Source organism: Gemmobacter megaterium (assembly GCF_900156815.1).
Classification (GTDB): Bacteria; Pseudomonadota; Alphaproteobacteria; order Rhodobacterales; family Rhodobacteraceae; genus Wagnerdoeblera; species Wagnerdoeblera megaterium.
The window spans coordinates 887,336-901,992 of the sequence record NZ_FTOT01000001.1 but is presented as its reverse complement, the minus strand read 5'-3'; the positions used below and the strand labels follow the sequence as shown (position 1 = coordinate 901,992).

Here is a 14,657-nt window from a genome sequence, read left to right as displayed (position 1 = left end):
GGAGTTCACACGAACATCTGTTGCAGGAGGCCTTTTTTGAACACCTCCATATGGGTGATCTGAGCGGCCACGGCGGAGATTTTGGCGTCGAGCGCCGAGAGGGCATCAGCGATCTTGCGTTGCTCGTCGGGATGGGGAACTTGCAAGCGGATACTGGCGAAATCGGGATAGTAGAGGCGCAGCCGGTCTTCGGTCAGGCCGTGCGACCAGGCTTTCAGGTGCTGCACCATGGTGCTTTCACGCAGGCGACGAACGAAGAATTCCGACACCGCGCCCCCTTTCGGCGCGAGGACGACATAGGCGGGGCTGACACAGCAATCCTCGGGGGCAATGCCCACCGCCCCCTGCCACATCCGCATGGTGTTGTAGACCAGATCACCGGCACAGGCGCGACGATAGCCGGTGATTTCCGCGCTGCCGCCGAAATCGCGGTCAAGCGTATCACGCGGCACCATGCCGCGATCCTGCGTGACCGAATAGACCGGCAGGCCGGAAGTATCCGGTTCAACCCGATTTCGGAACGCATCGCCAAGGCGGATCGTTGCCCAATCGGGGAATGAAATACCACCGGTTGCGCAAAATCTTTTCTTGCCAAAGAAGAGGTTATGCATTACCCCCCCCGGAACTTTTCGAGAACACCGAGTTTTTTGCTCAGCGCGGCGATCTTTTCATCAACGGCGGTAAGCGCATCGGCAATTTTGCGTTGTTCGTCAGGGTGGGGAACCGGAACAATAACCTGACGAAGTTGTGCGGAATAAAGGTGAACCACCGAATTGCCTTGGGCGATCTGGGCAATTTCTCTGCGCCGCGCATTTGTCAAGCAGTAAGAAAGAAACTCTCCATTCATGGTGCCGCGGAAAATGTTTATATCACCGCCCAGTGCAACACCGGAGACGAGCACACAACATGCGCGCGCCATATCAATGGGTGTTTCGCCAGATGCTGGAATTACGACATCGTTTACCTCACTCAGAACAAGATTTGTAGCTGAGGCAGAGGTGCGCGACATCACATTCGTAATTCTCTCACCGTAAATCGTGTATAGTTCGCCATAGCGGATACAGGGAAGGTTTCCACCCTCGTCAATGTCAGCTTTGGAAATCCCCTTTCCCTTTGTGAATCCGCCAAGGTCCCCAAGCGCTTTTTCCTCCCAGTCTGGAAAATCCGTCCCGTCATCGCGTTTGAAGCGCAGCTTTTGCGAAAACAATTTCTGCGCCAACCCGGCCTTGAATGCATTCAGGCCACCCGCGCTCATACCGGCGCCTCCAACCCCAATTCAGCACAGAAGGCGCGGATGCGCGCGTCGATTCCAACCATTGCGGCATCAATGCGCCGGATATCCGCCACCACCGAGGCCAGGTCGATTTCCGGTTCCGCCTCGAAGCTTTCGACATAGCGCGGGATGTTAAGATTCCAACCGTTACCCGCAATCTCCTCCCGGCTGGCCTTATGGGCAAAGCGCGGATCCTCGCTGCGGGTGCGGAACGCCGTCACGATCCGGTCGATATCGGCGGGGCGCAGATAGTTCTGGTTCTTGGCCTTCTCGAAACAGCCAGAGGCATCGACAAACAGCACATCTTCGGTCTCGCGGCATTTCTTGAACACCATGATGCAGGTCGGAATGCCGGTGCCGTAGAAGATGTTCGCCGGCAGGCCGATCACCGCATCGAGCCAGTTCTTCTCGCGGATGATGAATTCGCGGATCGCGCCCTCGGCCCCGCCCCGGAACAGTGCGCCATGCGGCAGCACCACCGCCATGGCGCCATTATCATCCAGATGCGCCAGCATGTGCTGGACAAATGCGAAGTCGGCCTTGGAGGCGGGTGCCAGCCGCCCATATTGCGCGAAACGATCATCGGTCAGGAACAATGGCCGCGCCGACCATTTGGCCGAAAACGGCGGGTTGGCGACGATGGCCTCGAACAGCTGCCCCTCATGCTGGGGGTGTTCCAGCGTGTCCTCCTGCCGCAGGTTGAAGTTGCGATAGCTGACCCCGTGCAGGATCATGTTCATCCGCGCGAGGTTGTAGGTGGTGCGGTTCATCTCCTGGCCATAGAAATCATCGACCTGGGAAACCTCCCGCGCGACGCGCAGCAGCAGCGAGCCGGACCCACAGGTCGGGTCATAGACCGACCGCAGCCGCGTCTTGCCGGTGGTGACGATGCGCGCAAGGATCGTCGAGACCTCTTGCGGGGTGTAGAATTCACCCGCTTTCTTGCCTGCGCCGGAAGCGAACTGGCCGATGAGATATTCGTAAGCATCACCCAGAACATCGCTGTCGGCATCGTCCAGCGCGAAATCGATGGCGTCGAGATGGGTCAGAACCTTGGCGATCAGTTCGTTCTTGGCGTCTTCGGTGCGACCGAGCTTGGTCGAGGACAGGTCAAGATCCTCGAACAGATGGTCGAAATCCTCCTCGGATTCGGTGCCCATGGTCGAGCGTTCGATATTGTTGAGGATGGTCTTGAGATCGCCCAGGATGAACGCGCCCTCAGCACCCCGGCGAGCGATGGCGGTGAACAGCTCCGACGGACGCAGAAAATAGCCAAGCGCCTCAAGTGAGGCGTCACGCACGGCGGACAGAAACTCCTCGCCCTGCGGCGTGCCCTCGGGGATGTCGGTATAGGCCATGCCGTCGTCGCCGAGGATCCGGTCGGCATAGCCGTGCATCCGCTCGGACAGGTATTTGTAGAAGATGAAGCCCAGGATGTAATCGCGGAACTCATCGGCCCCCATCTTGCCGCGCAAGGTGTTGGCGATGTCCCAGAGCTTCTGCTCGAGCTTGCGTTTCTGTTCGTCAGTCATCTGGGGCCTTGCGGTAAAATACGGATTTTGCGCGGAAAACTGGCCCGCGCCGGGGTTACCCGTATTCTTATGCACCGGCCGGGCCTCTGACAACGCATGCGGCTGCGATTTATGTGGAGAATGCGGGTCATGCGCCGCTGTTACAGCCCCCGGCGGAAGGCGGTATCTATAAAAAACATACATAAATCAACTGCATAGCGGGATGGAATTAGTGGCTTCCAGCAGGTCTGTTACCTGTTTCCGCAATGAGTTACGGATTCGTAACGCCCCCGGTTACAGTCTAACCACTTGATTAAGCTAACTTATTTTATATTATTATATATATGTTACCGATAAATAGATAGATATATATACGCACGCACGCTCACGCACGCACGCTCACGCACACATTTACATATTCGCGGGCGGTTACAGCGGTTACACGGTTACAACGCAGCATATTTCAAATAAATCAAATGCTTGCGTGTAACTTCAGCCGTTTCGTTAGCGGCCGGAATAGTAACGCAATCGCTAAAAATGCCGGAATAGACCTGTATCCGACCCAGATCCAGATACCGGGGTGGCTCCCTGCCGACCGCAGCGAACTGCGCCCGATGATCGGAGGATCGCGCCGCAATATCGTTTTGGGTTACACGGCCGATCAGCTGTCTTAGGTCCAGAGCGGCTACCCCTGAGCTGCTATCCCAACATCGCATAAGGCGCGTGGCCCGTTTCGCCCTGTCTTTTGCCCACCCGCCCCATATAGCCCATCATCCGGGAGGTGTCTCCGGTTGACTTTCACGCCAGAATGGACCAATGTTGGTCCAACATGACTTTCCGAGGTTCGCCATGACGGTGCAAATGAATGTCGCCGAAGCGAAGGCCAAGCTGTCTGAGCTGCTTGCGGCGGTCGACGCCGGCGAAGAGGTCATTATCGCCCGGGGCGGAGTTCCCGCTGCACGGCTGGTGCCGGTCGCCAGAACGGGCGTGCGGCTGGGCATTCTGGAGGGTGTTGTGAGCCCGGCTTCGGTCCCCGATTTTCTCGAACCGATGAGCGAGGACGAACTCGCGGAGTGGGGTGCTTGAGCCACGCCGTCATCGATACACATGTGCTGGCCTGGTCACTGGTCGCACCCTCGCTCCTGTCGGTCGAGGTGCGCAGCCTGCTCGAGAGCGGCGCCACGATCCATGTCCCGCCCTGTGCCCTCCACGAGATCGCGCTCATGGTGCGGAAGGGCAAGTGGGACGAGATGTTGCCCTATGCGGGCAGCCTCGACAGCCTATGCTCGACCCAGGGGTTCCGCATCGCCCCATACACGGCGCGGATGGCCATGTTGTCGGGGTCGATGGAATGGGATCACCCGGATCCGTTTGATCGCATGATTGCCGCGACGGCCATCGAAATGGCGTGCCCGCTGGTCTCAAAGGATACCGCTTTCAACGGGCTGGGCGAGTTTGGGGGATGGAAAGGCAGAATCTGGTAGACCGCAGAAATGCGCAACGATTGTGCGATGTCGCATCTGATGTTCGGTCCCTGGCATGGTCGGCACCTCTCGTAAGTGGTGCAGGATAAACAACGGAATTTTCAATGACCGCTTCTGAGTATCAGATCTTCAGTTGTCTTCTTGGCGGTGCGGTTGGCGACGCGTTGGGCGCTGAGATCGAATTCTGGCCCCTTGCCAGAATTCAGGACCGTTTCCCTGACGGGTTGCAGGAACTACCCCCGCATGCCGGTCAGGTCGGAGCGATCACCGACGATACGCAGATGACCCTTTTCAGCGCCGAAGGGCTTATTCGCGCGGCCGTCCGTCAAGATGAGCGCGGCATCTGCCATCCCGCCTCGGTTGTCCATCATGCCCTGCTCCGCTGGCTGGTGACACAGGGCGTGCAACCCGGCATGGATATCGACAACACGGGGCTCATCCAGGATCAGCGCCTACATGCCCAAAGGGCACCGGGGAATACCTGCCTGTCTGCCCTAAGGGCGACCCGCCAGTTTGGCGCTCCCGCCCGCAATGAGTCCAAGGGGTGCGGCACGATCATGCGCGTGGCGCCTGTCGCATTCGTTGCGCCGGAGCACATTCGCGATCTTGGGCTTGAAACATCTGCGCTGACACATGGCCACAGGACAGGACAGGAGGCTGCGGCCGCCTGGGCTCTGATCCTTGCAGATCTCGCGCGCGACATGGATCCTGAAAGCGCGGCCATCCGTGTGGTCGACAGTTTCGGCGCTGAAACGGCTAATTCGATAAGGGCGGCGTTGACCGCGCCGCGCGATGCAAAACTCGAAACGGTTGAAAGCCTCGGTGGCGGCTGGGTTGCCGAGGAGGCTCTGGCAATTGCCCTCTATGCCTGCCTGTGCGCCCGGGATTTCCAGCACGGGCTGCAGATTGCAGTAACGCATGGCGGCGACAGCGATTCCACCGGGGCGATTGCCGGCAACGCGCTCGGCCTCTTGTTCCCCGATCAGGTCCAGAGCCATCGCTGGGCCGCACAAGTCGAATGCGGTGATCTCATCCGAGACATTTCCCACGATCTGGCGCTCGCAATCTCGGGCCAGGTCGCCGGGTTTCGGCGGGAGTATCCAGGTTTCTGATGGCGCAACAAAACTTGGGCAGGAAAGATCTCGTCGCGCTTGGTTTTCGGCGTATCGCGGCCTGGGAAATGGTGGGCGCATGGCTCGATTATCAGGTTCCGCCAGAAGAGACGTCGAAGGCGCAGCCCCTCCTGGCCGCCGGGAACGCGCTCTATGCCTTCTGCATCGGGGCTGAGGTGGCCTATATCGGCAAGACTTCCCAGTCATTGAGAAAGAGGTTCAAGGGATACTGCAAGCCCGGCAGCACCCAAAGCACCAACCAGAAGTGCCATGCCCGCATCAAGGCGGCGCTCGCAGGCGGTCAGGCCATTGATATTCTTGCCTTCGCGCCACCGGATGATCTCCAGTTCCGGGGCTTTGCGATCAACCTTGCTGCCGGGCTCGAAGATATTCTGATCCGCAGCTTTGCTCCACCATGGAACGGGGGCGCAAAGGGGGCCGCCCTCACCGAAAGCGCCCTGCGCGAGGTCGAACAGATGGCCGGTGATATGGCGGTGGGCGCCGATCCAGACGACGCCGGAAGGGAGCCTGATATCGGCCGCTTTACGATCCTGCTTGCCCCGACATACTACAACAAAGGCATCATCAACCCCGGCCGTGAGGTCAGTGACCTGTTCGGTGCCGACGATGACCTCCTGACCATCCGCTTTTCCGATGGGACACCCGCAGTCACGACAAGGATCGATCGGCGCGCCAACCGCAATGGTTCTGTTCGCCTTATCGGCAGCAATCAGGCAATCGCGGCGTGGTTTCAAACCCATTTCAAACCAAGCGAGGTTGTTGTGGCGCGTATCCTTGGGCCGGAGCTGATTGAGCTGGTGAACAATCAGCTATGATGTGGTCCTACAGGCAAAAACTCCCTACTTTGGAAACCATGAAAGCGGTGTTCATCAGGATGGGCCTTCTGCAATTTGGTCAACTTTCACAGGCAGTGCCGACCAAATCCTCACCGCCATATCTGTCAGCGCCTCTCCGCGGCCGGCAATCGTGGATTCATTCCAGTTCTTCTGTTTAAGGAACCATTTATTCAGGAAAAGCCCGGTATGCTCTTCCAGCTTTGCACGCTTTTCCACGAAGCCCTTGTTCCCGGCCGAGATGTTCAAACCGCCGGTCACAAGTGTGAGGTTGCCCAGAGTTTGCACGAGCGCATCACGGGCTTTCGCTTTCGGGTCACCGGAGAATCGCTCTACGAACACCCCGTCCTCGAAAGGCCAGACTTCGGTCCATGATTGAGGAAGGACATGCTCCGTCCACAGCCCGGCAGGCATCGGCATATCTTCGGCGAACCTCGACCGACTGGCGAGTTCCAACTCCCAAAGCACGTCCTTGATGCGGGTGCCCGGTGCCAATGTGTAGGCAGACTTGGACAACAATCCGTCGCGAAACTCTTTGTCATCCGGGAATCTGGTGCTGTCTCCAAGCCGCTTCGCAAAAAACTCCACTAAAGCGTCGACGCTAGCACCATTTTCGGCAAACGCCTGCGATAAACTCTGGAAAACACGGTTCAGGTTTTTTGCGGTCAACCCAGACAATGCACGGCGCACGACATATGAATAGATCAGGCCATACATGGTGCGCTTTTCGGAATCCGCGACTTCACTCGCACAGATCTGCATGGCGATAGGATAGGCGGTCGTCACTTGCCAAGCCGACAACTTGCGCCCGAACCAGTGCAGGTCTGCATCCTCACTGATCCTGCCTTCAAGCGTTTCATACATCGGAGCATATTGCCCCAGCACGCGCAATTCGTCCTCGACCTGCTTAAAACGGGGTCGGCCCTTTGGCACCGCAAAAGCTCGATATTCCGCATAAAGCTCGCGCATCGAGATCTTGTCTCCCGTCTCGGCAGCCAAAACATGGGCAAGAAAATGGTCGATGCGAGGCCGTGTGGGGCGCGCAAAGGGAGCAGCCTCCCGCCACCACGCGTGGTCGAACGGGTCCCAGAGTGTCTTATACAGATCCTCGACCTCAGCTTGTTCCTTCTCGGCGCGATAAAAGATGTTGTTGCGCACCAGGTCCATCGCGAGTAGTGGCTCGCCCTTGGAATTCAGCGTCTCGAAGATCACCTGCGCATCGTCGCCCTCGCCCAGCGTGATTACCACCAGCTTCATCCGGTTCAGCACAGCGGTCAGCATAGCCTCCAGCCGGGTGCCGATGGCCTCGGCCGTGTCGGTCTCATCTGCGATGGTATCCACGGGATCGGCGGCATCATCTTCCACCATCATCTCGGCGGATCCGAACTGGGCAAAGCGGTTGATCAGATTGTAAAACTCATCATAAGCCCGCAGCGCCCGGAACGGCGTGTTCTTTGGCACGCTGTGCCCCCAGTAATTTGTGGAATACTGCGTCCGGATCTCGCGGTAATCCTTTTCCATGATGTCGTGGAACACCTTCTGGTCCGAAGGGGTCGGCGTCAGCTTGAACCGAGTCAACTTGTCGGTGTCTTTGGTTTTCAGGTTGTTGAACAGATAGCCGCCGACATGGGCCGCGATGTCATCATGCCCATGGGTCTTTGCTACCTCGCGCAACGCGGCGAGGAACAGTTGGAACGTGGTCAGCCGCTGCTGGCCGTCAACGATCTGCACCTTTGGCGTCACGCCAATCTGCGCCGCCTCGCCGATAGGGGCAAGGATCAGCGCGCCCATGTAATGCTGGAACTTGCTCTCGCCTTCCAACACCTCGATCGCCTTCGCCTCCACGTCCTGCCAGAACGGGAGGAGTTGAAAGTCATGCCACTGGTATTTCCGCTGATACAGCGGGACCATGAAACGGCGGGCTTCGGCGAGGATAACCTCGATGGCGTGGTCATCAGCCTGCATGGGCGGCCTTTCTGTTCGAGACCTTTGCGACCTTTGCCGGCTCGACCTTGATGTGGGACAAAATGGTGGGGGCGGATTCGTAGGTGGGGTCTTGGGGGATGAACTTGTCTGCGGCTGCTTGTTTTTTTCAGAATGGAATACCGAAGGGCACCGATAGTTCGCACCGTGCCCGTAAGTCTCTGAGCGTGCTCGCTCCAGCATATCGTGGAGGAAGAAGCGGAACAAGATAACTCGCCGCCAGCCGGTGCTCGTGCTGCAACTATTCCGCAACTTAGGGCAGTTCTGCCAGCCCCGGCTCCAGTTCCGCATGCCTTCGCCTTGCCTTAGTCAGCCGCGCCTCTAGATCCCGCCGTTGCCAGGTCAGCGCGCCAGGCTATCCGCGTGCGTTGGGGCCGTATCATGACCGGCTTTTCCGCCGCAGTATCGAAGGGGTATACCGGCAAGACCTCCCAATCATGAGGAAGAGGCTCAAGGCATACTGCAAAGCCTGACAAAAAAGACATTGCTCCCCGTTCCTTTTTCCAAAGGTTGGCGCTGGCCGCCGGTGTAGTCAATCATGAAGGGCCAATGGGCGTGCCTAATGACCTCGCCTTCTGGTTCACAGTGTCGAACGCCGCGTCGCGCAATGCGTCGATCATCTCAATCAGGAGATCGGGGAAGTTGAGCTTTCGGCGGCCTATATCCGGGTATCGGAAGGTGTAGGGCGCCATGCCATAATCTCTTGCGAACTCCGTAAGCCCTTCCGCATACTCAGCATCAAGCACAAGCCCTCGACTGACCGCTTCTTTGCACAAGTTTCCGAGATCGTGTCCGAAAGGCTTTTTCGCCAAGTCGGTTACTGGCACGCCTTTAGCAATCAGAAATGCCTTCAAGTATAGTTCTGCTGCGTGACCAAGAAGATTGCACACCGGATCATGAATGGTGGCCCAGCCCTCAGCCTCCTTGAACGCTGCCAAGGGGTCACGGTATTTTTCTGCACCGTCTATGGCCGCCTTGCGATACTGATTGCCTGACCTGAAAAACAGTAATCCAGATTCACGCTGCTGTTCGGGACTTATTTTCACGGTTTGGCCTGGATGGGCGCGTTCGTCTGTCACTTTTTCAGCCTCACCCCAGCCCCGCCACCGTTCTTGGGAATAAACACGACACCGGCAACCTCAAGGGCGGCCCGGATGGCATTTGCCGTTTCTTCACGCCCCCCGATTTCACCAGCTACCGCCTCAAGGCGCTTGATCGTCGGAAGAGACACACCCGAAGCCTCTGCAAGATCGAGCTGTGACCAACGCAACAGGGCACGAGCCGCCTTTACCTGCTCTATTGATACTTTTAGTATTGACATGAGGCCATCCACTGTGTTGATACTTTTGGTATTGATAACCCCAGTCGGGAGTTCTGACAATGCCGAACGCTCACGTTCCGGCAGCCGATACCGGCTTCCGGAAAAAGGATACAATATGAATATGATCTACGCGGCGGCCCTCGCTTCGGTCGCGATGCTGCTTTCTGGATGTGGAACCAGCATCACGCATCAGGGGAACGACATGATCGTCCGTAGTGATATGGGCGGAAGCCTCTCGGAGCGGGAGGTCGAAATTGCGAGCCTGCGGTATACGGGAAAGAAGGTCGTAATCGACGGCACCTGCGCCTCGGCATGCACAATGTATCTTGGTCTTGAGAATGCCTGCCTTACGCCGCGAGCGAAACTGCTGTTCCACGGACCCAGATCCGCATCATCCACCCCATACACCGATGAAATTTTTGACCGGATGTCAGCTCAGATTGCGAAATATTATCCGACAGAGATTGCGGGATGGTTCATGAACGATGCCAGGTTCGCCAATCCCATGGTGAAGGCCCTGAGCTATGAGCGCGCGGTGGCAATGGGCGCACGACCCTGCTGAATTTACGTTCCGGCGGGCGCTAAGGTCATAAACACTATGCCCGCACCAGCCTTCCTATGATTCGCCCAGCTCATTCTGAATGATAAAATATTACGCGTTGCGAAAATATAACCTGCGGTCCGAGATCTGACCGCAGGTCACAATAAAACATTTAATATTTCCCAACATTATCATGCGGCGGTTTTCCACATCATTTTTGTCACTTCTGACGCGAACGCCTTGATTGCGAAGGTGGCCAGACCTACTCCCGTATAGAACTCATCATCGGGAGAGACTTCGATGACACACCCCAAAAAATAGCGCCGCAACAAGAATCCGGGGTTTCGGCCTGATCGAGGTGATCCTTGGCATCGCCGTGACGATGGGGCTGATCATCGGCGGCATCTTTATCTATCAGCAGGCATCTCTCGCCTCGGCTACCCAGGAAACCACGAGGATTTCCCATGGGCTGGCCGCATCAGTTCAGGGATTGGTTCAGAACAACCGGGCCTCAGACAGGGCAAGAGCTGAATTTGAAAGTGATGACCTGATTTTCGGAAGCGGATTCCCCCTGGTTGGAACCAGCGATTTTGTAAATGTTCGAGAAAAAGCCATCAGACTCCCTTATAATGGTGAACTTGGGATTACTTGCGTAGGTCCTGAGTTCATGGTTATGGATATGATATTTCCCAATAATTACATGTCGAATCAGCTCTGCAAAAGGCTTTCCTTTACCAACGACGCAGAAAACCGCACCGGTGTCATTGGCGGAAACATCCGGGTCAATCAGGGTATCTGCAACTGGGATGAGCTGGCCGGATCATATGATGGGGACATTCCAGATCATCTCGCTAATGGATTCAGTGTAGTTTACGTTCAGTATTTCTGGGAAAACCCCAAAGGATCAGATTTAATTGGTCGCAACACCTTCGACGGAGATACTGAATGTAGTATGCCGGATGTCCCACTCATTAGTGGATAATTCTGCGACTCATACGCCACAACTGACATCGAAAGTGACATGGCATTTTTGTGAGTGTCCCGAGCGCAGTCCCAGCCGGCACCTCACTGCCAGCCACAGTCAAAGATGATAAGGGCGTCGGGCGAGAGTGCGGTGGCGTGGCCGTTCGCCGTGCTGGCAATTGCCGGATCAACCATAAGGCCGTTCGGCTCAAGAACACCCTGCCCCCAGAGGAAGCCGTGAGCCTCCTTCCCTCCGAAGTCCTCGGCCGGCGCGAGGCGAACTTCGGTTTCAGCCTGGGGCGCATCGGCCAGAAGGCGGTTCGAGATATCGACAAAGGTGGCCAGCTCTTTTACCGCGATTTCGGTCTGGCCGAAGGTGATTTCGCTTTCCTCGCGGGTCTGGGTTTCGCCCACCCATTTCGCGTTCGTCAGGTCCGAGCGGGTCTGATAGATGGTCGAGGGCGAGGTGGTCGGGCGCACATCGGCCAGGCTGCGCATCGGGTTGTATTCGACCAGCGCGCGGATGACCTCGGTGGACAGTTCAGCCGGGGCGAGGAAGCCGCCTTGCAGGTCGATGGACTGATTCAGCGCTTTCTTGTCGTCGTCGCTGATCCCGTCGCCGCGCACCAGATAGGCCGCGAAGGCTTTGCGCTCGGGCGTCACCTCGTCCTTCTTCTCGCCAGCATCGGGGCGAGCCGGTTTCGTCTCCAGCTTGTCGAGCCGGGCGGTCAGCGCGTCGAAGTCGCCTTGCTTCTTTTCAAGGTCGCTCACCTTGGTTTCCAGAGCCACAAGACCCTGATTTTCGTCTGCCATGAGGATCTCGTTGCGGGCTTTTGCGGCGGGGCAGTCCTCGCGCCATCGCCGCCCGTTCTTGCGGATGGGTATGATCGCCGTTCCACCGCGCTCGAGGATCGCGCTATGGCATCGCCTTGTGTCAAAAGCGCCATCGCCGGTCACGGTGCCGATCTGTTCATCAGGAGGGATCTGGTCCAGCAGGTGGGGCAGAACGGGGCTGTCGCCCTTGTCGCTCGAGGTGAACTCCACGGCACGGATGTCGCCGGTGGCCGTATCCATCGCCAAATGAACCTTGCGATATTGGCGCCGACGCTGCGTGCCGTGCTTACGCGCAAGCCACTCCTTGCGTCGGACTTACGCGGCTGCACTGCAGCCACGGTTCCTCCTCACCCCGAGGAACTTTATTCCGGTGCTGTCCACAAGCAGGTTGAGCGGACCGGGCGCACGGCGGCTCGATATCTGCACCGTGATCCGCTTCTGCCGGCGGCTCAGGGTAGAAAAGTCCGGCACCGGCCAGTCGAGACCGGCCAGTCGAGACCGGCCATCGACAGAATGCTTGCCACCATCCCGGTCGTCTGGCGAAGTGGTAGCCCGAACAGAACCTTCACCATCAAACAAAACTGGACAGATGCATCGCTGAATACCGGCGGGCGGCCGCTGCCTCCGGCCTTCGGTGCAAGCCACGTCATATCCTTGTCCAACCAGATCAGCAGGGAACCGCGCCGCTTCAGGGCCTCGTTGTAACTCTTCCAGTTATTCGTCCGATAGCGGGTAGGGTCAGGTCTCGTCATCTCAGACCATTAACCCCATGGATTCCTCGTGTGAATCCTGCTCGCTGCCGACTTCTGCAACAACGCCCGGTGGACCACATCACGCCGAGGGGGTGAGGGCGGCACTGACGCCCTCAGCAATCTCCAGTGCATATGTGCTGATTGCCACGCTTGGAAGACGGCACAGGAGAGCAACAAGACTGGTCGGCGTCCAGTGGGGTTGGACGGCTGGCCAGTTTAATCAGGGCTTTTTCCAGTGGTTAGACTTGTAAACAGTTTCTTGCTTTCCGGCGAAAGTAAAAGTGTCTTTCGTCCAGAGCTCCGTGTCGCCATCCTTCTTTGCGTCGACGGATAGCTTTTTGAAGACACGTTCAGAAATAAATGTATGGTATCCTACTTCCCTGATGTCAGATAGTTTTGCTGAAAAGCTGGCGGCTTTACCAATCCAAATTAGATCATTGTTGTTGCGGATTCCGGAGCGGACCGCCCTAACTTCTCCGGTGTCAATCCCGACGCAGTGGCGTATCTCAATATCGTTGTTCTTAATGGATGCAAATTTCGCCTTGGCTTTCTCGTGAAGGATCTTCCTGACGGTCCAGTGTATTTCTCTCCCACACTTTGACGCATTACTATTCTTCGTGTCGCCCATGAAAACGCCCATTACGCGGTCGCCGTCGAAGCTACGTATCTGACCGCCGTAAGCTATTATCAGCCTTGTTGATATATCGAGGAAGGCTCTAATGACTTTGGCTGTCGTCTCCCAAGGGCAAACCTCAGACAGCTTTGCAGATCCTGCGAGGTCCGCATAAAGGAATGTCGCGTCAATCTTCACCGCGCCATCCTTAAGGGCGACATCATCCGTCGTAGGGACGACCTTGCCGTTGCGTTCGTCGAATGCTGTCCCGAGGATTGCATCTACACGATCCTTCAAGAACGCTTCATCTACCGCCATTTGATTAACCAAACCTTGTAAGTGAAATAAATAGCGCCCAAGGGATCAACCCAAGCATTGTGCTGCTCATAGAGTGTTTAAGGTATTTGTATTTAAGGCACAGTATCTCAGAGTTTCGCCACACCTGGGCCGCGAGGTCCCGAAACCATTCATCTTCCTCAAGCTTGCGGAACCCGTCAACATACGAACTCTCGGTCTTTTGGGCGATGGACCCGAAGAACACGTTAGACCCGTTGCCGCCCTTCGTATTCGGGAAAGCGCACATGTAGAGGTTGGCGAACGAGTAGACCAAGGCGGCCAGGGCGAGCCCCGCAGGCACGTAGACCTGCCAGTTTTGCAAATGCTCCACGCGGACGCGTGCGGCGAGGACGCCAAGTATCGCGGAGTTAGCCGCGAACAGCATAGATGCGCGGCTGTCCACACGCGGAAAGAACGTGAGTATGCGGTTGAGTTGGTCGCTCGCCACCTTGCCATCTAATGCCACGATTAACCTCATTTGAAATGCCGCGCATTCCTATCCCATCAGGTTAGCTCAGGCCAGCGGAAGCACGCGGTAGGGAGGAAAATTCCGATGGGCCGTGACGATCTGGCCCTGCCGCACAGCAATAGACAAGCGAACCGGGGGTCGTCGGATCTTTGGCGGCCCGGCTGGGGCTTCGCTCATTTCAAGGCGGCGTTGCTTCGGGCTGGCTTCTCGGAAAAGGTGATTGAGGACGTCTTTGCCCCCTTCGGGCAGGGCTTCAAAGACATGTCCCCGGCCGTCCGCACCTTGGAAAGCATGCTGCTCAAAAATGAGCTGAGGCACGGTGCTCACCCGCCGCTGACGATGTGCGTGGCGAACTCCGTTGTCGTCAAGGACCCGGCAGGGACGGAAGCAGAAATCAACACGCCGCACAGGGCTATAATCGCGACGACAATGGTCGGATTTTCCTTCGCCCAGACCGAAATCTCGGTAAAATATTCCAAAATGAATGCTCCGGTTTGCTTTCTCTCGACACTGTCTATGCGGCCCCATGTGCAAGCGGAAGGTCCTTCTAAGCAGTAAGTGTGGAAAGGGTCGCGGGCATTGCGTAGAACGTGTGAACCCCCGTGATGCAA

At 57.2% G+C, this 14,657-nt stretch carries 17 protein-coding genes and 1 pseudogene; 8 read left to right on the top strand and 10 right to left on the bottom strand.

The genetic code is table 11. From position 1 onward, the window contains the following. Positions 1–5: 5 nt before the first annotated feature. Genes BW970_RS04360 through BW970_RS04350 form a run of 3 tightly spaced genes read right to left on the bottom strand, consistent with a single transcriptional unit; the run spans position 6 to position 2,805 of the window. Positions 6–611 (bottom strand): restriction endonuclease subunit S, encoded by a 606-nt coding sequence (locus BW970_RS04360; protein WP_076529010.1) that lies wholly within the window; start codon positions 609–611, stop codon positions 6–8. After that, the gene (locus BW970_RS04355; RefSeq protein ID WP_076529008.1) at positions 611–1,255 is read right to left on the bottom strand and encodes a restriction endonuclease subunit S; all 645 of its coding nucleotides are present in this window, start codon (positions 1,253–1,255) and stop codon (positions 611–613) included. Before BW970_RS04355 ends, BW970_RS04360 begins: the two co-directional genes overlap by 1 nt. Continuing rightward, positions 1,252–2,805: a type I restriction-modification system subunit M gene (locus BW970_RS04350; RefSeq protein ID WP_076529006.1), complete on the bottom strand. Its 1,554-nt coding sequence runs from the start codon at positions 2,803–2,805 to the stop codon at positions 1,252–1,254. The genes BW970_RS04355 and BW970_RS04350 overlap by 4 nt, the downstream gene beginning before the upstream one ends. 828 nt (positions 2,806–3,633) lie before the next feature. On the opposite strand from BW970_RS04350, the gene BW970_RS04345 reads away from it, so the two are divergent. The 4 genes from BW970_RS04345 to BW970_RS04330 all read left to right on the top strand — a co-directional run bounded on the left by BW970_RS04345 (position 3,634) and on the right by BW970_RS04330 (position 6,216). Next, a complete protein-coding gene (locus BW970_RS04345; protein WP_188475522.1) occupies positions 3,634–3,870 on the top strand; it encodes a type II toxin-antitoxin system Phd/YefM family antitoxin in 237 nt (78 codons plus the stop codon). After that, the gene (locus BW970_RS04340) at positions 3,867–4,268 is read left to right on the top strand and encodes a type II toxin-antitoxin system VapC family toxin (protein WP_076529004.1); all 402 of its coding nucleotides are present in this window, start codon (positions 3,867–3,869) and stop codon (positions 4,266–4,268) included. The genes BW970_RS04345 and BW970_RS04340 overlap by 4 nt, the downstream gene beginning before the upstream one ends. Before the next feature lie 104 nt (positions 4,269–4,372). After that, entirely contained in the window at positions 4,373–5,380 is a 1,008-nt protein-coding gene (locus BW970_RS04335) for an ADP-ribosylglycohydrolase family protein (RefSeq protein WP_076529002.1), read from the top strand. Next, entirely contained in the window at positions 5,380–6,216 is an 837-nt protein-coding gene (locus BW970_RS04330) for a GIY-YIG nuclease family protein (RefSeq protein ID WP_076529001.1), read from the top strand. Before BW970_RS04335 ends, BW970_RS04330 begins: the two co-directional genes overlap by 1 nt. A gap of 54 nt (positions 6,217–6,270) precedes the next feature. Here BW970_RS04330 and BW970_RS04325 read toward each other — a convergent pair whose 3' ends face one another. The 3 genes from BW970_RS04325 to BW970_RS04320 all read right to left on the bottom strand — a co-directional run bounded on the left by BW970_RS04325 (position 6,271) and on the right by BW970_RS04320 (position 9,538). After that, positions 6,271–8,199 (bottom strand): DUF262 domain-containing protein, encoded by a 1,929-nt coding sequence (locus tag BW970_RS04325; protein WP_076528999.1) that lies wholly within the window; start codon positions 8,197–8,199, stop codon positions 6,271–6,273. 554 nt (positions 8,200–8,753) lie between these two features. Then, positions 8,754–9,296 (bottom strand): HEPN domain-containing protein, encoded by a 543-nt coding sequence (locus tag BW970_RS20520; protein ID WP_144038867.1) that lies wholly within the window; start codon positions 9,294–9,296, stop codon positions 8,754–8,756. Beyond that, the gene (locus tag BW970_RS04320; RefSeq protein ID WP_076528997.1) at positions 9,293–9,538 is read right to left on the bottom strand and encodes a helix-turn-helix transcriptional regulator; all 246 of its coding nucleotides are present in this window, start codon (positions 9,536–9,538) and stop codon (positions 9,293–9,295) included. Before BW970_RS04320 ends, BW970_RS20520 begins: the two co-directional genes overlap by 4 nt. Before the next feature lie 115 nt (positions 9,539–9,653). Here BW970_RS04320 and BW970_RS04315 point away from each other — a divergent pair, with 115 nt between their 5' ends. Together BW970_RS04315 and BW970_RS04310 are read left to right on the top strand one after the other, a co-directional pair. Continuing rightward, entirely contained in the window at positions 9,654–10,100 is a 447-nt protein-coding gene (locus BW970_RS04315) for a hypothetical protein (protein ID WP_076528995.1), read from the top strand. A 337-nt stretch (positions 10,101–10,437) separates the two neighbouring features. Further along, a complete protein-coding gene (locus BW970_RS04310) occupies positions 10,438–11,061 on the top strand; it encodes a hypothetical protein (RefSeq protein ID WP_076528993.1) in 624 nt (207 codons plus the stop codon). An 83-nt stretch (positions 11,062–11,144) separates the two neighbouring features. On the opposite strand, the gene BW970_RS20905 is transcribed toward BW970_RS04310, so the two are convergent. Together BW970_RS20905 and BW970_RS20900 are read right to left on the bottom strand one after the other, a co-directional pair. After that, on the bottom strand, positions 11,145–11,855 hold the full coding sequence (locus tag BW970_RS20905) for a phage major capsid protein (RefSeq protein WP_188475532.1): 711 nt from the start codon (positions 11,853–11,855) through the stop codon (positions 11,145–11,147). Next, a pseudogene (locus tag BW970_RS20900) lies at positions 11,835–12,628 on the bottom strand (IS5 family transposase); the annotation flags it as partial. The pseudogene BW970_RS20900 and the gene BW970_RS20905, both read right to left, overlap by 21 nt. 34 nt (positions 12,629–12,662) lie before the next feature. On the opposite strand from BW970_RS20900, the gene BW970_RS21325 reads away from it, so the two are divergent. Continuing rightward, entirely contained in the window at positions 12,663–12,848 is a 186-nt protein-coding gene (locus BW970_RS21325; protein WP_083701131.1) for an HNH endonuclease signature motif containing protein, read from the top strand. Here the strand turns inward: BW970_RS21325 and BW970_RS04285 are convergent, their stop codons facing one another. Together BW970_RS04285 and BW970_RS04280 are read right to left on the bottom strand one after the other, a co-directional pair. Beyond that, entirely contained in the window at positions 12,849–13,559 is a 711-nt protein-coding gene (locus BW970_RS04285; protein ID WP_076528987.1) for an adenylate/guanylate cyclase domain-containing protein, read from the bottom strand. Positions 13,560–13,563: 4 nt separating this feature from the next. Then, a complete protein-coding gene (locus BW970_RS04280) occupies positions 13,564–14,043 on the bottom strand; it encodes a Pycsar system effector family protein (protein ID WP_144038866.1) in 480 nt (159 codons plus the stop codon). 87 nt (positions 14,044–14,130) lie between these two features. Between BW970_RS04280 and BW970_RS04275 the strand changes: the two genes are divergently transcribed. Next, positions 14,131–14,604, top strand: coding sequence for a hypothetical protein (locus tag BW970_RS04275; protein ID WP_076528983.1), 474 nt, complete (start codon positions 14,131–14,133; stop codon positions 14,602–14,604). The last annotated feature ends 53 nt before the right edge of the window (positions 14,605–14,657 follow it).

What these genes read in the sequence shown, in the direction of transcription:
- BW970_RS04360 (WP_076529010.1), bottom strand. Translation starts at nt 611, where the DNA reads ATGCATAACCTCTTCTTTGGCAAGAAAAGATTTTGCGCAACCGGTGGT.
- BW970_RS04355 (WP_076529008.1), bottom strand. Translation starts at nt 1,255, where the DNA reads ATGAGCGCGGGTGGCCTGAATGCATTCAAGGCCGGGTTGGCGCAGAAA.
- BW970_RS04350 (WP_076529006.1), bottom strand. Translation starts at nt 2,805, where the DNA reads ATGACTGACGAACAGAAACGCAAGCTCGAGCAGAAGCTCTGGGACATC.
- BW970_RS04345 (WP_188475522.1), top strand. Translation starts at nt 3,634, where the DNA reads ATGACGGTGCAAATGAATGTCGCCGAAGCGAAGGCCAAGCTGTCTGAG.
- BW970_RS04335 (WP_076529002.1), top strand. Translation starts at nt 4,373, where the DNA reads ATGACCGCTTCTGAGTATCAGATCTTCAGTTGTCTTCTTGGCGGTGCG.
- BW970_RS04330 (WP_076529001.1), top strand. Translation starts at nt 5,380, where the DNA reads ATGGCGCAACAAAACTTGGGCAGGAAAGATCTCGTCGCGCTTGGTTTT.
- BW970_RS04325 (WP_076528999.1), bottom strand. Translation starts at nt 8,199, where the DNA reads ATGCAGGCTGATGACCACGCCATCGAGGTTATCCTCGCCGAAGCCCGC.
- BW970_RS04320 (WP_076528997.1), bottom strand. Translation starts at nt 9,538, where the DNA reads ATGTCAATACTAAAAGTATCAATAGAGCAGGTAAAGGCGGCTCGTGCC.
- BW970_RS04315 (WP_076528995.1), top strand. Translation starts at nt 9,654, where the DNA reads ATGAATATGATCTACGCGGCGGCCCTCGCTTCGGTCGCGATGCTGCTT.
- BW970_RS20905 (WP_188475532.1), bottom strand. Translation starts at nt 11,855, where the DNA reads ATGGCAGACGAAAATCAGGGTCTTGTGGCTCTGGAAACCAAGGTGAGC.
- BW970_RS04285 (WP_076528987.1), bottom strand. Translation starts at nt 13,559, where the DNA reads ATGGCGGTAGATGAAGCGTTCTTGAAGGATCGTGTAGATGCAATCCTC.
- BW970_RS04275 (WP_076528983.1), top strand. Translation starts at nt 14,131, where the DNA reads ATGGGCCGTGACGATCTGGCCCTGCCGCACAGCAATAGACAAGCGAAC.